This window comes from Deltaproteobacteria bacterium GWA2_45_12 (assembly GCA_001797365.1).
Lineage (GTDB): Bacteria > UBA10199 > UBA10199 > UBA10199 > UBA10199 > UBA10199.
The window spans coordinates 255-22590 of the sequence record MGPH01000058.1; the positions used below are offsets into that span (position 1 = coordinate 255).

Sequence of the window (22336 nt, forward strand, 5' to 3'; positions counted from 1 at the left end):
TCAATCCATCGGAATCAAATCCTGTTGGGCTTTTGGCTTTGGGCGGGGATGGTACCGTTAATGATATGGTAGTGGGGGTGATGACCTATCTTTTTCCCAACCTTACAGATTATGTACAAGGGTCACCCGAGGATGTGGCGACAACGATGCTGGCCAGTGGGATATGGATGGGAACTTCTGCCATGGGCGGAGCCAATGATTTGGCCATGCTGTATGGGGCGCCCCGCCCGGTGCCGCTGCGCCTCGTCCATTTTATGCAACAGGCCACGACAGTTCCTCTTAATTTGGGAATAGGGTTTCTCGATGATGGTCCGCCCGTTCTTTTTGCCCATACTTTAAGCGGGGGTGTGGCCATTGCGCCTGTTTATGAAGAAACCGTCGATGAACGGGGAATGGCCGCGCGCAGGCATCGGCAATGGCTGGGTTTTGAAAAAGTCGTTCTTCATCCCCAATCCGTTTCTGTTCAATGGGAGGGTGGGCAGGAAGAAAGCACTTTTGAAGTGATCGCCCATGCCACACGGCGGGCTGACGGGATGAATGGTTTTCCCGGTGCGCCTTTTCCAGGAATTGGTATTAAAGTTTTACCTAATTGGGGTCGGGCAAATACGGCAAGAATGTTTAGTGAAGTCGTTTTTCGGGGGCTTGTTTCCAGGGCCGGCTGGACAAGTCTGCTTATGCGCGAGGGAGGGCTCCGTAGTTTACCCCCTTCCCATCAACAGGCCTTGGTAGTTGGGGAAGAAATGGGGTTTATTTTTGAAGAACCCGTGGCCGTGCAGGGTTGCGGTGATTTTCTCCACAGGGCCAGTCAATTAAAAGTAAAAGCGGGGGTTCCCTTTCCTCGCTCCTTATCCCATCGCTCTTCCACCATGGCCCAGATTGCCCACCGAATGGGTGGGCCGAGACTTTTGGGAAGTCCGGCGGGGCCACGTCTTCTTCTTCGGTAAAAATAAAAAATCTTTATTTTTTATATGCTTAGATAAATAAATCCAGGTGTCAAAATTTTTTATATATACATAAGATGGAAGCATCCTTTAAAATAAATACATTTCCAGGGGTGGAAATGATGAAATTCAAAAATGCTCGATTTAATCGACCAACGCTACAAAATCATTAAAACCCTTGGAAGTGGGCTTTCAGGTGATGTTTTTGCTGTTAAAGATGCAGATGGCAAAAAAGCGCTCAAGTTTTTAAAGAAAGTCCAATTCAATGTTTCCCGCGACGAAGCCCTTCAAAATTTCAAAAACGAATTTTCAATTCTTTCTGAATTAAACCATCCCGGCATTGCCCGTATTCTGGATTTTGGATTCGACCCAAAAATCGAAAAATATTATTTCACTTCTGAACTTATCGAGGGCAGGGATTTTTTTACGGCGACGGAGTTGCTTCCCATGGAAGCCGTTGAAGATTTGGTTGTCCAGATTTTAAGGGCCCTTTCCTATCTTCATTCGCGTGGAATCTATCACTTTGACATCAAACCCCAAAATATTCTGGTCGCCATCCACAATGAAAAGCGTGTGGCTAAAATAATTGATTTCGGATTGGCTGGATTTTCCTCCCCCCGCAAAAAAGTGGGAACGCCCGCCTATATGGCGCCTGAAATCATCATGGGGGGCAATCTGGATGGCCGCACCGATTTGTATTCATTGGGTGTGCTTATTTACAAGGTGCTCACGCGTGAGAATCCATTTGCCAGCAAAGATTTAAAAGAAACCTTTGCCCGGCATCAAAATTTCATTCCAAAACCACCTTCCCAGGTTAACTCGGCCGTTCCGGCATTTTGGGATACCATCATTGCCCGTCTCTTGGCCAAAAAGCCATCCGACCGTTATCACGATGGGGCTTCGGTGATTCGTGATTTTAATTTTTTGGCGGGCCGCAATTACGAAATGGAAACAGTGGTCACAAGGCTTTCCTATCTTCCTGAAAAAGGGAAACTCATCGGGCGCACCAAAGAGGTGGATATTTTCCGTAATCTTTTTGATTTGATCATGAAACAGGAAGACACCCATGTCAGTCGTCTTCTTATTTTGGAAGGGAAAATAGGCACGGGCAAAACAAGATTGTTGTCCGAATTCAAGTATCATTGCCAGCTTAATGCCGTCCCTGTCATTATGTGGGACAGTTTTTTGATGGAATCATCCAAGCCTCCTTTTTGTTTGCAAATTGATGAGCAGGCCATTGCAAATCCGGATGAGGTAAACCAGCTTCTTCAAAAATATTCCAACCAAAAGGTCATCATTTTATGGGCCACCTCAAAAGCCCCTGTGGGTTGGAGCCATGCCGAAATTATCCATCTCCATTCTTTTACCGAAGAAGAACTTACCCAATATCTGGCCATGGTCATGGGTCTGGAAAATCCACCGGCAAAGCTTGTGAAACAGATTTTTAAACGCACTGATGGCAATCCGTTATTTGTCAGTGAACTGCTTAAAACCATGCTGGCTTCCAATTTTTTACTCGATGCTTCGGGTCGTTGGTCGGGGGCTACTTTTGAAGACATTGGTATTGATTTTGACAAACTGGAAGTTCCGGAAACTCTTTCCCAGCTTTTGGAAGCTCGCATTAAGGTTTTGGATGAAAACCAAAAAGCCGTTTTGGAATGGCTGGCTGTGGCCGGAGAACCCTTGTCCATTAATGAGATCCGTTTCTTGACCAATCTTCCCAATCCTCAGGCGGCCCTCTTGTTTTTAACCAAGGAAGACCTCATCAGCCGAACCGATCGCGAACATCATTATTTTTTCACCAATGTTTTACTAAGGGATGTCATTTATCAGGGGCTAAATTTGGCACACAAACAGAAAAAGCACGATGCCCTGGCCCTTTATTATCGCCAAAATGTCAATGATCGTGAGAAAGCCCTTTGGCATGAAGGGCAGGGGACGGATGCCCTGAAGGCCATCGAGGCTCTTTTAATCTTGGGCGATTTATTTTTGAAAAAAGAAAACCATGGCAAAGCGGTTTCCATTTTTGAAAATGCCTGGGAAAAAGCCCAAAATATTTCGGATAAGAATCTGACAAACAAGGCGGAACAACGATTAGCTGAAAGCTTGGTAGATATACGCGATATTCGTCGGGCGATTACCCATTTTGAACATCTTAAAGAAGGTCCTGAAATCCAGAGATCTTTGCGTATTCATCTGTTGCAGCAGTTGGGGGATCTTTATGGAAAAATAGACGAATTTGACCATGCCCTCCAATTATTTGATGAGGCTTTGACTCTTTTAGATGAAAAAGATTCCTCATTTCATGTTGAAAAACTCATTTTGGAAAACAACCGGGCCAATATTTTCATGAAAAAAGGGTTGTTGGTTGAAAGCGAATCTATTTTCAGGAAAACATTGAAGGAATGGGAAACCCTTTCAGAAATTGACCAGAAACAAGTCACTAATAACTGGTTGGCCGATCTTCTTATCCTGCAAAAACGGTATGATGAAGCTTCGGCATACTTGGACGGGCTTGAGTCCTTTGTTGAAAAAGCGGGGGATACGTATTTATGGGCCAGGGCCCTTTATGTGCGTGGCGATCTCTTTTTTAAAAAAATGATCGATGCTCCTGAGGCTGAAAAAGCGGGCATTCGAAACAAGGCCCTTAAATTTTTTGAAAAAAGCCTGGAATTGGCCAAACAGGTCAATGCGCTCGACCTGATGTTGCGCACGTATAACGGCCTGGGGAATTTGCATTATTACGAAAAAGATTTTACCAAGACCATTGACGGGTATTTAAGGGCCTTGGCCATTGCCCGAAAGATGGAAGATTGGCAAACTGCGGCCACCATTTCGCTCAACCTTGGCAATATTTACAAAATGGATGGCAAATTTCACGATGCTTATTCCTATCTTGTTTATGCCATCAACACCCTCAAGGATATCCCGCACAAGAATTCCTATACCTGGCTTCATTTGTTTAACAGCCATATCGAGATTGCCGAAGCCTACCGTGAGTTGAAAAACCTTCCCAAGGCTGAAGAATCGCTGGATGCCGCTTATAAACTGGTTGGGGAACACCCTCATTTGGTGTCCTATGAATTCTGGGTTTGGCTGGAACGCGCCAAGGTTTATCACAAGGAAAATCACACATCCCTTTTGGATCAGGCTCTCTTTAAGGCCCAAGAGCTGGCCAAGCAGACCCACGAGCAGGAAGAAATCAAAAAATTCCAGGAAAGCATGACAAAAGAAGAAGGAATTGCTTCGTCTTCTTTGCCGAGCCTTCCCTGGAATTTAAAAGTCATGAAGGTTGAAAAAACAGATATCAGCGATTCGGAATTCGGAAAAATTTTGCAGATAAACAAGTTTTTAAATACCGAACATGACCCCCAATTGCTCATGAAAATGGTGCTTAATTACGCCCTTGAATTTACCGGTGCCGAATGCGGGTTGATTTTACTGGTAGGTGATGAAGGTGAACTGGAAATAAAATCATCGGCTAATACAGCGGTGAATGCCGATTTGACGCAAATTTCAACCAGCGTGGCAAAGCGTTGTATGGAAACAGGGGAGGTGGTGGCCAGTCAGGATGCGTTAGCTGACGGGCGCTTTGATACTTCGGAATCCATCGTTTTAAACGAACTCAAATCCATCTTGAGCATGCCTTTGAAATCACGCAACAAGATTGTGGGTGTTTTGTATCTGGATAATCGCATGAAGACACACGCTTTTGAAAACATGAACATGTCCATCCTTCAGGCGTTTTGCGACCAGGTGGGGATTGCCATCGAAAATACACGGCTTCTTAATCAATACCAGGAAGCCAAAGCCCAGTTGGAGGCAAAACTGGAACAGACCGCCGGCGAACTGGAAGAAATAAAGGAAATCCTTCGGAGCGAAACGGGGGATTACAAATCAAAATATTCCTATTCGCATATCATTTCAAAAAGCAAACCCATGCAGGAAGTGTTCAAGATTTTGGATAAAATTACCGAAACCAATCTGGCGGTTTTTATTTCGGGGGCTTCGGGTACGGGTAAGGAATTGATTGCCAAAGCCATGCATTTTAATAATGCCATTCGTTCCGGCAAACGTTTTATTGCCATTAACTGCGGGGCCATTCCTCCCAATCTTATTGAGAGTGAATTGTTTGGTTACAAGGCGGGAAGTTTTACAGGGGCCCATCGCGACAAGAAGGGTCTTTTTGAGGAAGCCACCGGGGGGACTCTTTTGTTGGATGAAATTGGCGAGCTTAAGCCCGAGCTGCAAGTGAAATTGTTGCGTGTGTTGCAGGAAGGGGAAGTGCGGCGCATTGGTGATACCAAGTCGATCAAGGTGGATGTGCGTATTGTTTCGGCTTCACATAAAAATTTGGAGGAGATGGTCAAAATAAATCAATTTCGTGAAGATCTTTATTATCGTCTATGCCAGATAAAACTGTTTTTACCACCTCTGGCCCAACGGAAGGAAGACATTCCCCTATTGGCGAACCATTTTGTTGAAAAATTCAAACAAGAAAACAATGTCAAAGACAAAATCCGTGTGGCTCCAGCACTCATGAAAGCCTTTTTTCAACACAACTGGCCCGGCAATATTCGTGAGCTTGAAAATCTGGTGAATGTGGCGTGTGCCTTAAGAACCGGCAATGAACTTGATTTTTCCAGCATTCCCGCCAATTACAGTTTGCTGCAAAATTTCAAGCAAAAAGGTCTGGGCAATTTGGCTCTTGTGGCGGCCAAAGAACCTTTTGGTCCCAAGGAAATAGCTTTTGATAGTCATAATAAATATGACCCGGCCAAGACATGGAACGAGTATGAAACCCTGATTATTGCCAAGGGATATGCCCATTATCAGTTCAAAAAAAATGAAACGGCACAAGGGCTGGGCATTTCTCCTTCCACCTTGTACAAAAAAATCAAGGAATACGATCTTGAAAACAAGGAAAACCCCATTTATAAGGACGAGTTTGTTTATGAAGCCGCCCAAAGTTTGAAAAATTATATTCCAAAAATTTTCAAGGCCGTCCTGGAATATTGCGACAATCATCCCTATGCCGCTATTCGCCAATTGGGTGTGTCACAGGGCTATTTTTATAAAATCATCAAGGCTGCGAAAGTGGCATAAATCGGTCGCTGAGCGGAGTCGAAGCGAGCCGGCCCTTCGACCCCTCGACTCCGCTCGGGGACCACTCCGCTCAGGGACCGTGCATTTCATGAAATCTCTCCATATCCGCAATCAGCTCCATCACCACGACCATGATTTTATCGATGCGATTATTCCCTTGTTTCATTGGATCGAACGTTATTTTAAGTACGAAGCCCATGGCTTGGACCGTATTCCTGCAGGAAAGAAATGCGTGGTTGTGATGAACCATGGCATCATTCCCTTTCATGGTTTTTTATTGACCAAAAAATTAATCGAGCTTCGTGGCATTTATCCGCGGGGCTTGGGTGCGGGGTTTTTATTTTCCATTCCTGGATTGAGGGAGTTTTTTTTGAAAGGGGGAGTGGTTAATGCCAATGAATATAATGCTCGCCAGCTACTCAAAGAAAACAACTGCCTCATGCTGGCCCCCGGTGGAATTTATGAGGGCTTGGTGGCTCACCCGGGAATGAAGCGTATTCCGTGGGAAAGAAGAAAGGGTTTTGTTGAACTGGCCATTGAAACGAACACACCCATTATTCCTTCCTTTTGCGGGGGCATTAACGATGTTTATTTTAATTCCAAATTTTTGCTTAAATGGCGGATCAAAATTTTGGAAACAACCCGGTTTTCCCTTCCCCTTTTTTGCGGCATTGGTTTGTTACCGCTTCCTGCCAAATTGATACACAATGTGGGCGAGCCCATCCCCATCACCAAGAAAAATGGCGAAAAACCCCAAGCCCAGGTCAAGCGCATCCACGCGCAGGTCATCCAGGCCATGCATCAGCTGGCTGAAAAGCAGGCACTGCTTCGCGAACCTACCTGGCTTGATCATTTGCGCGATCGGGTGAATGAGAAGCTTTCTGTTTTCGGGATGCTGGATGAATGAAATGATGGATTATCAACGAACATTGGATTAAATTGAGTGCCAATTATGGTTCAACTGACGCCAAAGCAGAGGCAAGTTTACAAACAGCAAGACCAGATTCTTTCTTTATTTAAAAAAAGAAAAAATTTCCCTTTTGTCCTGTCGGGAGGGACTGCCTTGTCCCGTTTTTACCTTCACCACCGTTTCTCGGAGGATTTGGATTTTTTTTGTGAGGAACCCGATTTTTCCTTTGCCAAGGTTGAATTGCTCATGAGGGGAATTGGGCCCTTTGAGATGATAGGACAAACAAATTTGCCTAGTCGCTTGAAGGTTGCTTCCTACGCCGCTGGTAAAGGGCTTAAGATCAAGGTTGATTTTTTAGAAGACCCTTTTAGCGGGATGTGGAACCCGACCCTAAAAAAGGCCGAATCCGGATTGACCTTTAGGGTTGATTCCATTGAACAGATTTTCTATCGAAAATTTTATTCCTTGCTTGAGCAGTATCATCAAACGAACACCATCACCCGGTTTAAAGACATTATTGATCTGTATACCCTGCATTCTCATTATAAAAAGATCGGCAAGGTCTTTGATTATTACCGCAAGCACAATGTTTCGATGAATGAAGAGAAGATCATTTTAATTTTTGGCCAGATCACCAAAAAACAGGTTCAAGAAGGGCTGAACTTGATTAAAGTGGATGCATCCTCCGAGGAAATTTATAGAACATTGAAGGAAGTTTCTAAAAAATTAATGAGAGAAGGAGTGGCCTCATGACAAATCCTATCTGGGACATGGCTATTAGTCTTAAAGAGTTCAAAAGGACGCTCAAAAACCCCCGCAGTGAGAGGTTTTTACCTTTTTTTGTAAGGGTCTTGTGTCGTGTCCCGTTTAGAGAGGCGTTTCGCCATTTCATCAGTGTGCGCGTTTACAAAAAACATTACCCCAAAGCCCGCCGTTTTGTGAACAGTGACCCTTTAGGCGCCGGACGAGTCCCTTTTTGGGATTTTCTTTATAAACAGATGAAGTAAAAATTATCGATGGAAGAGGCGCGCTGAGGGGGAGGCCGTTCGCAGTGCTCACGGCATCTGGGGCACCAGAGGTGCTGATCCAGCTCCAGCGGCTTTGCCAATGGAGGAAGGCTCCATGAGCCGCTGCCAGTGGCAGATATCTCAAAATACCCTTGATCCCGCCGGCATTTTTATTTACTATAGTTAACAATAGTTAATAATAATTATGTATTTTCAATTACTTAAAAATATAATGATTTCAAAAAATCTATCCAAGACCGATGTGGCTAAAGCCTCTGGAGTGAGTCGAGCGGCAGTGACGAAATGGTTTCATCAGGGGGAAGAGACCAATTTCATCAATATGGAAATGAAAACGCTTACTCGTTTCGCAGAGAGCACCGGTATTCAACCGGAATTGCTTTTAACAAAATTGGATGTGGATGAACCTCAAATGAAAACAATATTTTTATGGGATGCGCTCTATCCCAGCTTGGCACATTTTGTAAATGCGCTTCATCGCGGTGTGCCGCAAGCCTTGGCTCGCTTGGTTCAGGTGGTGGGGTTTCATCAGGCGAGTTTTATTGGGGGCAAGAAAATCATTCAAAAATTTCCTATGTATAAAAAATTCATCAAGCCGGTACGGCGGCTTCAGCTGGAGAAAATATGGCCGCTCTATTTAAATCGATAAAACCTCTTCCTCAATTTTCAAAAAAGGCGGTGCCCAACGCGTTGCATGAAGCGCTTCGGCTTTTGTTTACGGGGTCCTGGACCGATGTGTGCTTGGTGGGAGGGACAGCTCTTGCGGGTGTCTATGCGGAGCATCGCAGATCGGATGACATTGATCTTTTTGCAACAACCCCTTCTTCATTCACCGCCATGGTTCGGCAAACGGCGGGGCTTAAAAAACAGGGCGCCGTTTTTTCACAGGAGCTTTCAACGCCCCATTATTTCCATGCGGCCGTTGATTTCAAAAAACACCGTTTCACTTTGGACATTGTTCTCGATGAAAACTTAAAAAATTTGGGAGAGCCCTTTGTCACTGAGGAAGGTATTCCCGTCGCCAGATTGGAAACCCTTTTTTGCATGAAGGTGGCTTGTTTGGTGAGCCGATGTTCGGAAAAAGATTTATTCGATCTGGATTGGATTTTTTCAAAAATAGGTTTTGTGGATGTAGCCACCTTGATTGAGTGTGGAAGAAAAATCGATGCGGGAGTAACTGCGGAATCTATGCTCATCAGTTTAAACGGGACTCTTTTGAAAAAAGAAGCCTGCCACTTTGCGCTTCCAGAAACAGGAGTAACAGTAGAGGAGGCTCACAAAAGAGTTTCCAAGTTACAGAAAAAGCTCATTCATGATTTTGGGGAATTTGAAAAAAAAGAAAAACCTTTATCCGAGATTCAATCTTTAAAGGATATGGCGTCGATTCAGAAAAAAATTTCCAAATAACCATAATCCAATTCCGCCCGTATCCCCAACCTTGTCAGTGCAAAGTCGTATTTGACCGGGTCTTCCAGGGAGATTTGTTTAAATCGTTTAGTCATCTCAATGGCGGTTTGCAGGTTGGCTTGTTTGCGGCGCGTGAGTTTGAGTTTTCGACCCAGGGCAAACATGTGTGTGTCAATGGGAACAATGAGTTTGGAAGGGGAAAGATTCCAGCCGCCGGGATCGACGGCATCTTTTCGTATCATCCATCGTAAATACATCCACAATCGTTTGCAGGCACTGCCATCGGATGGGGAGGGAAGCAGGTTTTGGCGCATGTTTGGGGCCAATTTGCGGAGGGTTTGGACGAATCCCGCGAGGGCGGGGAGGTAGGAATTATCATCATTATTATTTTTGGAATGTCCGGGCGAACCTTGTGTTCGCCCATGCGGGGACGGGCGAACACAAGGTTCGCCCGTACAAGACACGAATAAATTCTTCAATCCCCCATGCAATTCAATCGCCTTCCCGCACGCCACCAACAATCCTGCAATATCTTCCCCCGTATGCCACCTGTGTTTGAAATTTTTGTAAATTTTTTGAAAATCCTTTTCCGACGTATTTGTAACAAAGGAAACAGGGTGGCCTTCCATGGGTTTCAAAATTTTTTCCACACTGACCAAAATCTGCTTCACATTGCCGTAGGCTAAGGAAGAGGCGATGAGCCCCACAATTTCACGGTCGGCGATTTTGTCGTACTCAAAAAGAAATTGAAGTGGATCGGGACTGACGTATTTGCGTTGGTTGAAACGGAAATAGAGATCTTCAAGCTGATTAAATAAACGAGTTTGATCTTTCATGAATAACTATCCGCGTAAGGGCAATTCATGAATTGCCCTTACAAAAACCGGACACCCTGAGATTGTCCCGCACACGGGGCATGTCCAATAAACTTCCAATAAACTTCTTTTGACTTCCTCAATTGATTTTGCTCATATCGCCACCAGCATGAAAAAGTCAAAGATCATCCTTATCGTTCTTCTTTTGTTGGCCGCGTGTGGCGGACGTGCCCCCTCTCCCAAATCAGCCCATGGCATGGCCCAAAGCTTTTTTAAAAGCTATGGGCACAAATACAAGCAATCGGCCTTTGGGCAGGTCCCCATTGATAAAATTGAAATAAACCGTGTTGAAGAAAGGGCTCTCAATCTGGCTGAAGTGGAAGTTTTCCTTAATTTCCACGACGGGCATGTGGCCCGTGTTCTCTTGCTTACCCGCAAAAGTCCTCCTTTTGGGTGGACAGTCAAATCGTGGGAAGTGCTGGATGTGCAATAGCCTCCCCCAAACGTACTAAAAATACCCATTGCCTTTTTAAGAGTGTTTGTTAGGGCGTCCTAAACGGGGGCTAAGGAGGAATTTATGCCTAATGTCGATGCGCGCTCTTTTTGGGGACCCATTCTTATTGATATGATCGTTCGCTTTCCCCAAGCGGCAGATCAATTTGTTCAATTGGCTTCCCGCATTTCTAATGATGAATATGTGGGAGTTCCCCCTCTTTACTTGGAACAACCTCCCGTGCGAGGCCCCATTTCCAATGCTTTACGGCTTATGGATCCCGGGCTAGCTTCTACTTTTTTACAACCCGGTCTTCCGGAAAATCAGCGCATTCATCAATTCCCCGAAATGAGTGAGGTCATGGGCCTTATTTTATTTCATGCGGCCTTGGTTGCCGGAACTCCTCCCGGTGAAGAGCATTTGTTAAGTCTTTGGGATCATTTTGAAAGAACAGTGCCCGATTTAGGCTTAGCTGCCGCCAGGATTATTTATTTGAGACAAACTAATGTATTACTACAGGGGGCTCTCCAAACCGCCCGAACCTACGTCCCCGCATCACACGAGGCTCTTCCCATCTTTAGCGGCTTGGCGGGGGACGCGTATGAAAATTTGGGGACGCCCGAAGCGTTTTGGAAAGATAAAGATAAAGACACCGAGCACATGTTTATTGAAACTATGAGAAAACTCGTTGAGAGAGAAATTCTCGCTACAGGCTTAGGTAATGCTGTGGAGCGCCATGCACCGGGAGATTTTACGGCTCTCAAGAAAATTTTTAGACTTTTTGGAGATCAAGGCATCATCCGGTCCGAATTCCCTGATGAATTCGGAGGCGCTGGATTTGATCTTGCCACTTCGGCCCAAATCATTGAAGCGATGAGCCGTGGTGTTCCCAAATCCATTCCCGATTCTTTGGGCGTGAACATGGCCGGCATTGGCAGCATGCCGATCATCCTTTATGGGACTGAAGAGCAAAAACAAAAATATCTGCCGGGCATGGCGGCAGGCACCACCATTGGCGCTTTTGCCCTGACCGAACCGGATGCAGGGTCGGATACTTCAGGAATGAAGACTACGGCAACAGTGGATGGGGAAAATTATGTGCTGAATGGTTCTAAAACCTTTATTACCAACGGCGGCATTGCCGATGTCTTTATTGTTTTTGCCAAGCTTAGTGGCCGAATTACGGCCTTCATTGTGGATAAGGAAACGGCAGGCTTTACGGTTGTGCGTGAAGAAGAAAAAATGGGGTTGCATGGAACCTCCACGGTTCAACTTTCTTTTGCTGATGTTAAAATTCCCAAAGCCAATCTCTTGGGCGCCGAAGGTCAGGGGCAGCGCATTGCTTTGAGCACCTTGACTCTGGGCCGGTGGAAGCTGGCCACGAGCAGTGTGGCCAACGCCAAGGAAGCCGTGGACTATACGGTAAAATATGTTCGTGATCGCAAACAATTTGGCAGTTCGATTGCCGAATATGGCGCTGTGCGCGCCATGGTTGCTGGGCAAACCATCGGTACGTTTGTCGCCGAGAGCATGACCTACCGCATTGCCGGAGAATACGATGCGGCCAGGCCCGCGGGTGTGTTTGGTCCCGTTGAAAAAATTGCCTTGTGGAATCAATTTTCGGTCCAAGCGGGCATTGCAAAAGTTTTTGACACCGAAAACTTCCAAAATGCGGCCGACCTGGGTGTACAGGCGCATGGGGGATATGGATTTATCGAGGAATATCCGATTGCCAGGCTTTATCGTGATTCGCGCGTGACACGGATTTATGAAGGTTCCAACGAAATCCAGCGCCTCTTTGTTATTTCACGCGGAATCTTAAGCCAAATGGCTAAAGCCGGAATGGATGAAAAATTTCATTTTGATGCAACCGTGGCAAAGGCCATGGATCATATCGAAGCAAACTTCCATGGCGATGTTCTGGTAGAGGCTCTTAAGCAAACTGAAATCGCCAAGCTTGTTGCCAATGAAGCTTATCGACTTGTGGCTTCCAATACGGATTTGGCCGATATTGTCGTAAATTCGGGACAACCGGCGCATAAACAACAAGGCCAGGCCATTGCCCTTCATTTAGCGAATCTAGCTATCAGCGCTTACGCGATGGACTCTGCCATCCAACGCGCTTTGAAATTGGGCCAGATGTTTGGAGACGATCAAGCCAAGACAGCTGTGCAGATCGCCCGTGTGTTTGCACAAACGGAGTTGAGGAAAGTGCGCAATACCTTCCGCGAGCTGAACAATGTACTTCGGTCTTATGATCTTGAACTGACAAAAAATGCTGAAACTGTTTTGGCCGTGGCAGATTTCAACACCCCCATGGATGAAAGTGTTTTGAATAACGAGATCGCCCAGACCATGCTGGACCATGGTGGTTATTCGATTGTGCCTCGTTCCACCCCGCTTAAGCCCACGGATCCTTCTGGACGCCGTACCCGCTCTGCTTCGACTCAGGCTGCGGAGGTGGCTCCCCTTGCTTCTCCGGATGGACAAGGAACGGGGACGGGTTCCGTTTCTGAATTGTTGGGTGGAACTCTAGTCGATTCAAAGATCACGGCCGTCGACGCTCCAAGAACGCAAAGGGTTTTTCGAAATCGCCCGAATGTTCAAAGCCGAAATTGGGGATTGCGTGCTCATCCCATGGCACGGCAGTTTTCGGGGATGCGGGGATTTGGACTTAAAGCAATGCATCGTTGATCTCCTCCTCTTTTCCCCTTTAAAAAAGGGGGACTAAGGGGGATTTGTTCCCGTTCCCGCTTTGCCGTATCCGTTTCAATTCGGGGAGGGTACGGGGAAAATCCCCCTGTATCCCCCTTTTTTAAAGGGGGAAGGATATGCCCACTCTCATCGACTTCCACACCCACTTCTTTCCCGATGGCGTGTTCACCGCTATTTGCCGCTGGTTTAAGGAAGTGGATTGGCCGGTATTGCATCAGCAAAGTATTGAAGAGCGTATCACCCATCTTAAAGCACAGGGCGTAAGTCAGGTTGTGTCCCTGCATTATCCGCACAAGGCAGGCATGGCCGAGACTTTAAATCGTTTTGCATTTGATCTTGCTCAAAAACATCCTGATTTTATCATTCCCTTCGGCAGTCTTCATCCCGATGACAAAAACAAAACCGGAATTTTAAAACAGTGTTTTGGAGAATTTGGGTTCAAGGGAATAAAAATCCATTCCCATGTCCAAAAAGTGGCCTCGGATGATTCCCGTATGGACGAAATTTATCAGGTTTGCAGTCAATACAAAAAAATCGTTCTCATCCATTGTGGCACTGGCCCTCATTTTAAAGATAAACCAGGCCGTGGATATGGTTATGACGTGGCTACGGTGACAGGAGTGACCCGCTTTGAAGCGGCCATCAAGCGTTTTCCGGATATAAAATTTGTCGTTCCCCATTTGGGGTATGAAGAAATTAGGGAGTTTTTTTCGCTTCTTGATAAATATCCAAATCTTTATCTGGATACCTCCATGGCCTTGGCCGGCCATTTTCCTGCTGAGATAAAAAGAGAGTGGTTTATCAAGTATGTCGATCGGCTCTTGTTTGGAACGGATTTTCCGGTTATTCCCCATGAATGGAAAAGGGAAAAGGAGATACTTCTTGGTTTCAAGTTAGGAGAGAAAGTTGAAAGAAAGATTTTTTATGAAAATGCCCGGCAATTGTTGCAGCTTTAAAATTTTCAGTATCCCTGCTTTTGTATTGATTCTTTTTTCATCTTTACCAGTCTTTGCCTACACACAGGCCCTGACTCATGTTGGGGGGGCGCCCGCCAAAGCAGAAGTGGTCCTTGTCACTGACGACAACAAAGTAATTATGGCAGGGGCGGCACGTTTAAACGGCAATGCCTTTGGCGCGGTGGTTCGTTATTTGGCCAACGGCAGTCTCGATTCATCCTTCGGGCACAAGGGAGTGGCTCGCATTGATCCGTTAGGAAAAGAATATTTGTATGGCCTAACGGCCAATGAAACGGGAGCCGTGTACGTTTCTGGTTATTCCCAACGCTGGTTTCACAAGGATGTTTTACTTGTCAAACTTGATACGCAAGGAAAGCCGGATCCCCAGTTTGGTAAAAATGGTTTTGTTGTTGATGATTTTGGAGGGGATGAAGAAATTCATTACATGGCCCGTGATTCCCAAGGGAGGCTTGTGTTGGCAGGGTTTTCCGAGGATGGGGATGGCACACACCCTTTGGTGGTGAGGTATCTTCCGGATGGGAAACGTGATCCCGCCTTCGTAGGGGCGCGGCAAGCAGCGCCCCAAATTAAGGGCGCGGCAAGCAGCGCCCCTACGATTCTCTATTCTCTCGTTCTCGATTCCCAAGATCGCCCCGTAGTGGCCGGGGCCATCCAAGATGACAGGGGCATCACTTATTGCATCGTGGCTCGGTTCACTTCCCAAGGAAATTTGGATGCCTCTTTTGGAAATGAAGGAATTGTTTGGGCCAATGAAGAGGGTGTATCCGGCGTTTGTTCCTCTGTGACTGTAAGTAAAAAGGGGGGAATTTTTGCAGCCGGATACCAACAAATGGGGCTTAACAATACAGCTTTTTTTGCAACGAGTTTAAATAAGAATGGAACTAAAAACCTTGCTTTTGGCCAAAAAGGTATTGTCCTTACAGACATAACCCCCGGTTTTGATTTGGCTCATGGAATTGTGATCGATTCAAATGAAAATATTTTTTTGGCAGGGGAATATCAGACGGGTCAGGATGAAAGAGGAAAGTTTTATTTTGGAATGGCCCTTGTCCAGTATGATGCTCATGGGATCCCTGATCCCTCTTTTTATGAAAAAGGGGTCTTTAAGATGAGTTTATCGTCCAGGGATATTTCCGGTTTTATGGGGGTAACCCTTGATAGTGATGAAAAACCGGTGATGGCAGGCGTTTCAAAAAAACGTTTTTTGCTCTTGAGAAATCCGTGAAATCCTTATAGAGCCGTAAACCTGTGCTGTTGTGAGGACAATCCGAGGATTGTCCATACGTCATTTTTCTAGAAAGGTAACTTATGTCAATCCAAGACCAATTTGTCGAGGCGCAGGGTAAACTGAAGACACTTCCCGCCCAAGACAATGAAGTTCTTTTGAATTTATATGCTTTGTATAAACAATCCACTGAAGGGGATGTTTCCGGCAACAAACCCGGCATGTTTGATATTGTAAAAAAAGCCAAGTACGAAGCCTGGGCTTCGCGCAAGGGGCTTTCCAAGGAATCTGCCATGGCTGAGTATGTGAAATTGGTAAGCACCTTGGTGGAAGAAGCAGCAAAATAATTTTGGAATCTAATTGGTCTCCTCCCCTTTATAAGGGGAGGATTAAGGTGGGGTAGGGTTTTAGGGGGAATACCTCCCCTGAATCCACTCCTTACAAAGGAGGGGAGATTTGTATGTCAAAACCATCATCTGCATTAAAACAGACTGAACCCAAAAAACTTAAAGGGCGTGATCTTATTGTTCAATCGCTTGAACGCGAAGGGGTGGAAGTGATTTTTGGATATCCCGGTGGAACTTCCATGGAAATTCACCAAGGGCTTACCCTTTCCAAAAAAATTCGCATGATTTTGCCTCGGCATGAACAGGCGGGGGCTTTTGCGGCTGATGGTTATGCGCGCGCCACGGGGAAGCCCGGTGTTTGTTTGGCTACTTCCGGTCCTGGTGCCACCAATTTGATTACGGGGATTATGGATTGTAAGCTTGATTCCATTCCCATGGTGGCCCTTACAGGACAGGTGCCCACCACGATGATGGGTGGGGATGCGTTTCAGGAATGTGATATTGTGGGGGCGACCCTTCCCTGTGTGAAGCACAGTTATTTGGTCAAAAATATTGACGATATTCCGGCCGTGGTCCATGAAGCTTTCCATATTGCCTCAACAGGGCGGCCAGGCCCTGTGCTTATCGATTTTCCCAAAGACATTCAACAGCAGGAAGCGGTGCCCAATTTTGAAAAACGCATTGACAGGCCCGGCTATCATCCCGTGGTGGAACCATCCTCCGAACAGATTAAAAAAGCATGGGAACTTATCAGTAAAGCCCAGCGCCCCGTTGTTTATGCGGGGGGCGGTATTATCGCTAGCCAAGCCAGTGATGAGTTGCGGACTTTTGTTCGTAAAACACGCATTCCCATCACGACAACCTCGATGGGGTTGGGAGCTTATCCTGAAGACGATCCGCTTTCGCTCCGCATGTTGGGCATGCACGGTGCCGTGTACGCCAATATTGCCATGAACAAGGCGGATGTGGTGATTGCCTTGGGGGTACGTTTTGATGACCGTGTTACCGGAAAACTTTCCGAGTTTTGCAAAGGGGCCAAATTTGTTCATGTGGATATCGATGCCAGCGAATTCAACAAAAACATCAAGGTGGATATCCCCATTTTAGGGGATGTGAAATCCGTTCTTAAAGAATGGAACAAAATGGCCAAGCCCTTAAAGCTTGATGCGTGGCACAAGCAGGTTGAAGGCTGGAAAAAAGAATTTGCCCACGGTTATCCTGAAAACAGAAAAACCATCATGCCCCAGCATGTCATTGAAGAGCTTTCCCGTCTTTCTCCCAAGGACGCCATTATTAGTGTGGGCGTGGGTCAGCACCAGATGTGGACCGCGCAGTTTTTTGGATTCCATTCACCACGTAGTTTTTTGTGTTCATCGGGTCTTGGTTCCATGGGTTTTGGCCTGCCTGCGGCCATGGGCGCGCAGATTGCTTTCCCCAAACGGACTGTGGTTGATATTGACGGGGATGGCAGCTTTTTAATGAACATCCAGGAATTGCAAACCCTGGTGCAGGAAAAAATTCCTGTGAAGAGCATCATTTTGAACAATCAATATTTGGGGATGGTGGCCCAATGGGAAGACCGTTTTTATGAAAGTGTCCGGGGGCACACTTATTTGGGCCGGGCTGATTTTGCAGAAATTGCCGATGCCTTTGGCATTGCCAGTGACACCATTACCAAACCGGATGAAGTTGTTCCCGCTTTGAAGAAAATGCTCTCCAGCAAGGGCCCGTATGTCCTGGATGTAAAATACCCCTATGACGACAAATCGCATGGCCACGTCATTCCCATGATTCCCGGCGGCCGCACGTATCTCGACTCCATTTTGCGCGAAGGAATCACACTCAAGGATTATTGGAAGAAAAAAGGCGTTTTGGTGGAATGATCGTTATAAGGTTTTGTGTTTCATATCTTCCTAAAAATTCTAGGAATCTTAGTGTGGTGTGTCTGTTTTCAGTGCGGTTCTTCAGGTTCAGGCCAAAATTCTGATGGTCAAAACCAAGATGAACAGGCCCCCCAAGATGATGGGGGTGGAGCCCCACCTCAATCGGCCCTCTCCTTTTGCCCCGCCTATGTAGATTCGCCCATTTATCGAAAAAGGGCTGTTACCCTTGTTGTAGGTCCCAATGATGACTGGAAGGGGGCCATTTCAAAGGCAACGCCTGATACCGAAATTTTGTTAAGGGATGGTGTTTACCCCATGGGGAATACCTATGCCATTTACATCCCTGCAGAGGTGACAATTCGGGGACAAAGCGGGGACAAAAATAAAGTTCTTATTCAAGGGGCAGGATATGCCGTGGGGAACGAGGGGCTTACTTTTACCGGTGCTAATAGCACGGTAGCCGATTTAAGCATGACGGGCCAGCGACATCATGCCATCTCCATCAAAGGGGAATTGGGCGCCCAAGCGCCGCATATTTATAATGTAAGTCTTTATGATGTCGGAACCCAGCATATCAAAGGCACCCCCGGGGGTGTGCGTAAGGGGGTGATTGCATGTTCCTCCATTGGATATAACCCAGGTAAGGCCAAGGGTGATTATGTGGATGCCATTGATATTCACGAAGGGATCGATTGGGTGGTGCGGGATAATTTTATTTACAATCTTACAGGAGATGGAAGCGGATGCGAGGTAGATGATTGTTCCATTGACGATTATGTCAGTGGTCCCGCCATTTTATTTTGGAATAATTCTTCCGGTACGATTGTGGAAAGAAACACGATTGCGAATAGTTTTCGTAATATTGCCTTCGGATTGGGACGGGGGCACACGGGGGGGATCATCCGCAATAATTTTATTTATCGGATTCAAGCAGGCGATGCAGGGATTGAAATTCAAGGGGCTCGTGGAGTTAAGGTTTATAATAATACGGTGCGTATCTTTGGTTATCCGGGCGCCATTGAGGTGAGGCAGAGCCAAAACATCGATGTCGCCAATAATTTGGTGACGCAAGATATCTGGGATCGTGGAGGAAATACGGGCCTTCTTCTTCGTAGCAACATGACCTTCGCCAAAGATGTGGAATTTTTATCGCCGGATAGCCCATATCTCAGTGCCATTTCAAGTGCCATTGGGGCGGGTATTTCCCTTGTGGATGTACCCGAAGATTTCGAAGGGCAAAGCCGCGATGGGCTCATGGATATTGGGGCCGATCAATCATTCTAAAACTCTTCTAAATAAAATAACCTTGTATTTTATTAAAATATATGAAAAATTAGGTATTATTTTATTAAATAATTAATAAAACATGTACCTAGAAAGAAAAATAGAAGTTTATTTGAATCAATGGGCCAAAGTTCCCAATAGGCGACCTCTTTTGCTCCGCGGGGCCAGGCAAGTGGGAAAGTCGACCTTGATCGAACAATGGGGTGCCCGCTTTTTTGAAAAAACCATCGTTATTAATTTCGAGCAATATCCCAAATACAAAGAAGCCTTTAAGGAATTGGATCCACAAAAAATTCTGGATGTTTTAAGTTTGCTTTCCAATCAACCCATTCAGGAAGGTTCCCACCTTCTGTTTTTGGACGAGATTCAGGAATGTCCCCAGGCCATAACAGCCCTTCGTTATTTTTTTGAACAAAAGCCGGGCCTGCATGTGATAGGCGCGGGATCGTCCTTGGAAATGGCGCTGCAATCCGATTCCATTAAAGTACCCGTAGGGCGGATCGAGTATCTTTATTTGTACCCTTTCAGTTTTGAGGAATTTTTAAAAGCTATAGGAGAAAATCTTTTGATGAACCACCTTGCGGAAGTGGATTTTGATCACCCACCCGCTTTGCCAGTGCACGAAAAGCTTTTAAGTTTGTTAACCCAATTTTTCTTCTTGGGCGGGATGCCCGCTGTTGTTGAAGAATATGTACGCACCAAGGATTTGCTGCGCTGCAAACAACTTCAGCACGATATTTTAACCACGTACAATCAGGATTTCGGCAAATACCACCGTTTGGCCAAGAAGGAATGTTTGGAAGCCGTTCTGAATGCCATGCCTTCTTTAGTCGGAAATAAACTTGTTTATGCAAAGGTCAGCACTGATCACACGGCTTTGGAACTTAAAAAAGCCATTGGGCTTTTGGAAGGGGTGGGCATTCTTCATCGAGTGTTTCAGTCAACGGCGCGGCAGGTTCCCTTGGCAGCGGGGAAAAAGGAAAAGTTTTACAAAACCCTATTTTTGGACATTGGCCTTCTTCAATCGATGAGCGGCCTGGGGGCCGAAATTCTCAATCCCGATAAAATCATGGACACACATCGCGGTGCCTTGGCCGAACAATTTGTGGGGCAGGGGCTTTTGCATTTGTTTCAAGGAGAAGAGCCGCAGCTTTATTATTGGTTTCGGGAAGCCAAGAGTAGCTCGGCTGAGGTGGATTATCTTTGGGCGCATCAGGGGCAGATTTATCCTGTTGAAGTGAAATCAGGAAAAAGCGGCTCTTTAAAGAGCCTGAATCTAATCCTTAAGGAATATGATCTTCCCAGGGGCATTCGCTTTTCACAAAAACCATTACAGCGTGAAGGATTGCTGGTTTCCATTCCCTTATATCTTGTTGGCCAGCTTCCACGGCTACTTCAGGTGGGATGAGTTAAAAAAGGCATGCTTAATTTTAATGATCGACGAGCGTTGCCGAATCCTCCCTTGTTCCATTGCCTAATTGTCCGTAAAAATTATCGCCCCAAGTCCAGATTCCACCCCCTGTATCCATCAAGAGGCTGAAACGATAACCGGCATCGATGCTTTCGGTGGGCGGGGGCCTTTCCATGGTATGGGGAGCGGCCACACGGTGATCAAGGCTCATTCCCGCTTGACCATCGCTATTAGAGCCCCAGACCCATAGGGTTATATTGTCGGCAAGCGCTAAGGTATGGAATCCACCCGAAGCTATTTTGGTAATCCCGCTTAATTCTTCGACCTTAATGGGTTGGAGGGCCGGCGGGGCTTGAAAACCACTTTGTCCATTCCCCAATTGACCGCTGAAATTATCTCCCCAGACCCAGACCGTACCGTCATGTTTGAGAGCGACCGAATGCCCCCATCCGCAATCAATGGCGCGTACATTGGTGAGTTCTTGAACTTGAATCGGTTGGTGCTGATCATCAGTATTTCCTGTGCCCAATTCCCCATGTTCGTTACGTCCCCAGGCCCACACGGTTCCGTCATTTTTAAGAGCGAGGGAATGAGCATAACAACTGGCAACCTGAGTGATACTGGATAAACCGGGGACCAAAACCGGGGTATTACGGGAAATGGTTGTGCCATCGCCGAGTTCTCCACTTGCATTTTTTCCCCACGCCCATACGGTGCCGTCCCTCTGGGCCACTAATGAATGATAGTTGGAGGAAGCAAGAGAGATGACATTGGAAATTCCTTCAATTGTTTGGGGTGTTGGGGAAGGATCACTTTCATAACCAAGGCCCAACTGGCCAAAATCGTTTCGACCCCAGCTCCATACAATTCCTTGGTTATCAAGAGCCGTTGAGTAATAAACTCCTCCAGAAAGCGAAATCAATCGGTTGGGAAATTGAACATCAGGGTTACTAAGGAAAGGTTTGTAGGAAGAAGGGGAAGAGGCTAGTTCGCCATAGGCATTGCTGCCCCAGCCACTTAAGTGGCTGTTCCAAGGATCGATATAAAAAGCGTGGGAAAAAGCGGCGGCGACCAAGGGGCCATTTTCTGACTCACCCGGAATGTCGGGGGTTAAAGGGCCTAAACCATCTCCTTGATCATCAATATCTTCCGCATCATCCAAATCGGTTCGACGGAGTCCTTTTATTTTAACGGAAACCTGGCAGTCACTAACGGCACCATCACTTAAATCACTGCATTCGGATGAAAAATCGAGATCACCGACACTGGGGCCGGAAAGTTCCTGTTTATCGGAAGAGAGAGTCAACCGGGTTACGCCCATCACCGAGGCATTGCATTCTTCAAAAACGGATTCTTCGTAGGTTTCTTCAAAAGTGATCACCGAACCTCCCGCGAGGCAGCGGAGGGTGGCCGTATTTTCCAATATTTCTTCAGCTCCCCCATAACCGACTTCCCGAAGCACATAGACACGGGTCACGCGGCACCCCTCTTCTGTTTGGGAAATGCGGTAGTAAGAAATAGTTTCTTCCCCTTCAATATTGTCTACGAAAGAACAATTGGTTGCAGGGGAGGTCGCATGAAATTCCCAAACCCCAAAAAGGGCCGCATCCGGGGGTGAGTTGGGAACTTCATTCGGATCAGGAAGGTCAATATTTTTTTCATCGCTGTCTCCCCCTCCACCACAACCGATAAGGGTCAGGGAGCACAAAAGAAATAAGGCAAAAAAGAATATTTTTTTCATGGGAAATCTCCGTTATTGAGAATGTCATCTTATTATCGGTAAACGTGATAAAAGAG

Annotated in this window: 16 protein-coding genes and 1 pseudogene (1 of these 17 running past the window's edge); 15 read left to right on the forward strand and 2 right to left on the reverse strand. The window is 46.2% G+C overall.

The features are described 5' to 3' along the window. The 7 genes and pseudogenes from A2048_04330 to A2048_04360 form a co-directional block, all read left to right on the forward strand. Positions 1–944, forward strand: a pseudogene (locus A2048_04330) (hypothetical protein); it begins 154 nt to the left of the window's first position. Positions 945–1076: 132 nt separating this feature from the next. Beyond that, positions 1077–6047, forward strand: coding sequence for a hypothetical protein (locus A2048_04335; GenBank protein OGP07808.1), 4971 nt, complete (start codon positions 1077–1079; stop codon positions 6045–6047). 88 nt (positions 6048–6135) lie between these two features. Then, complete coding sequence (locus A2048_04340) at positions 6136–6954, forward strand: hypothetical protein (protein ID OGP07809.1); 819 nt, start codon at positions 6136–6138, stop codon at positions 6952–6954. Positions 6955–6999: 45 nt separating this feature from the next. Next, the gene (locus A2048_04345) at positions 7000–7710 is read left to right on the forward strand and encodes a hypothetical protein (protein OGP07810.1); all 711 of its coding nucleotides are present in this window, start codon (positions 7000–7002) and stop codon (positions 7708–7710) included. Continuing rightward, the gene (locus A2048_04350; GenBank protein ID OGP07811.1) at positions 7707–7964 is read left to right on the forward strand and encodes a hypothetical protein; all 258 of its coding nucleotides are present in this window, start codon (positions 7707–7709) and stop codon (positions 7962–7964) included. Before A2048_04345 ends, A2048_04350 begins: the two co-directional genes overlap by 4 nt. A gap of 232 nt (positions 7965–8196) precedes the next feature. Then, positions 8197–8631, forward strand: a complete 435-nt coding sequence (locus A2048_04355) for a hypothetical protein (protein ID OGP07812.1) — start codon at positions 8197–8199, stop codon at positions 8629–8631. A 29-nt stretch (positions 8632–8660) separates the two neighbouring features. Further along, on the forward strand, positions 8661–9389 hold the full coding sequence (locus A2048_04360; GenBank protein ID OGP07813.1) for a hypothetical protein: 729 nt from the start codon (positions 8661–8663) through the stop codon (positions 9387–9389). Here the strand turns inward: A2048_04360 and A2048_04365 are convergent. Next, the gene (locus tag A2048_04365; protein OGP07814.1) at positions 9368–10225 is read right to left on the reverse strand and encodes a TIGR02757 family protein; all 858 of its coding nucleotides are present in this window, start codon (positions 10223–10225) and stop codon (positions 9368–9370) included. The two genes, A2048_04360 and A2048_04365, sit on opposite strands and share 22 nt — an antisense overlap. Positions 10226–10334: 109 nt before the next feature. Between A2048_04365 and A2048_04370 the strand changes: the two genes are divergently transcribed. The 8 genes from A2048_04370 to A2048_04405 all read left to right on the forward strand — a co-directional run bounded on the left by A2048_04370 (position 10335) and on the right by A2048_04405 (position 20536). Continuing rightward, on the forward strand, positions 10335–10697 hold the full coding sequence (locus tag A2048_04370) for a hypothetical protein (GenBank protein ID OGP07815.1): 363 nt from the start codon (positions 10335–10337) through the stop codon (positions 10695–10697). Positions 10698–10781: 84 nt separating this feature from the next. Further along, positions 10782–13391 carry a hypothetical protein gene (locus tag A2048_04375; GenBank protein OGP07816.1) on the forward strand — a complete coding sequence of 870 codons (2610 nt, stop codon included), beginning with the start codon at positions 10782–10784 and terminating at the stop codon, positions 13389–13391. Positions 13392–13528: 137 nt separating this feature from the next. Next, entirely contained in the window at positions 13529–14368 is an 840-nt protein-coding gene (locus A2048_04380; protein OGP07817.1) for a hypothetical protein, read from the forward strand. After that, the gene (locus tag A2048_04385; GenBank protein OGP07818.1) at positions 14337–15614 is read left to right on the forward strand and encodes a hypothetical protein; all 1278 of its coding nucleotides are present in this window, start codon (positions 14337–14339) and stop codon (positions 15612–15614) included. The genes A2048_04380 and A2048_04385 overlap by 32 nt, the downstream gene beginning before the upstream one ends. An 83-nt stretch (positions 15615–15697) precedes the next feature. Continuing rightward, positions 15698–15961 (forward strand): acyl-CoA-binding protein, encoded by a 264-nt coding sequence (locus A2048_04390; protein OGP07819.1) that lies wholly within the window; start codon positions 15698–15700, stop codon positions 15959–15961. A 113-nt stretch (positions 15962–16074) separates the two neighbouring features. Next, positions 16075–17844, forward strand: a complete 1770-nt coding sequence (locus tag A2048_04395) for an acetolactate synthase, large subunit, biosynthetic type (protein ID OGP07820.1) — start codon at positions 16075–16077, stop codon at positions 17842–17844. A gap of 51 nt (positions 17845–17895) precedes the next feature. After that, positions 17896–19128 (forward strand): hypothetical protein, encoded by a 1233-nt coding sequence (locus A2048_04400; GenBank protein ID OGP07821.1) that lies wholly within the window; start codon positions 17896–17898, stop codon positions 19126–19128. A gap of 82 nt (positions 19129–19210) precedes the next feature. Further along, positions 19211–20536, forward strand: coding sequence for a hypothetical protein (locus tag A2048_04405; protein ID OGP07822.1), 1326 nt, complete (start codon positions 19211–19213; stop codon positions 20534–20536). 22 nt (positions 20537–20558) lie between these two features. On the opposite strand, the gene A2048_04410 is transcribed toward A2048_04405, so the two are convergent. Next, complete coding sequence (locus tag A2048_04410; GenBank protein OGP07823.1) at positions 20559–22280, reverse strand: hypothetical protein; 1722 nt, start codon at positions 22278–22280, stop codon at positions 20559–20561. Between the last annotated feature and the right edge of the window lie 56 nt (positions 22281–22336).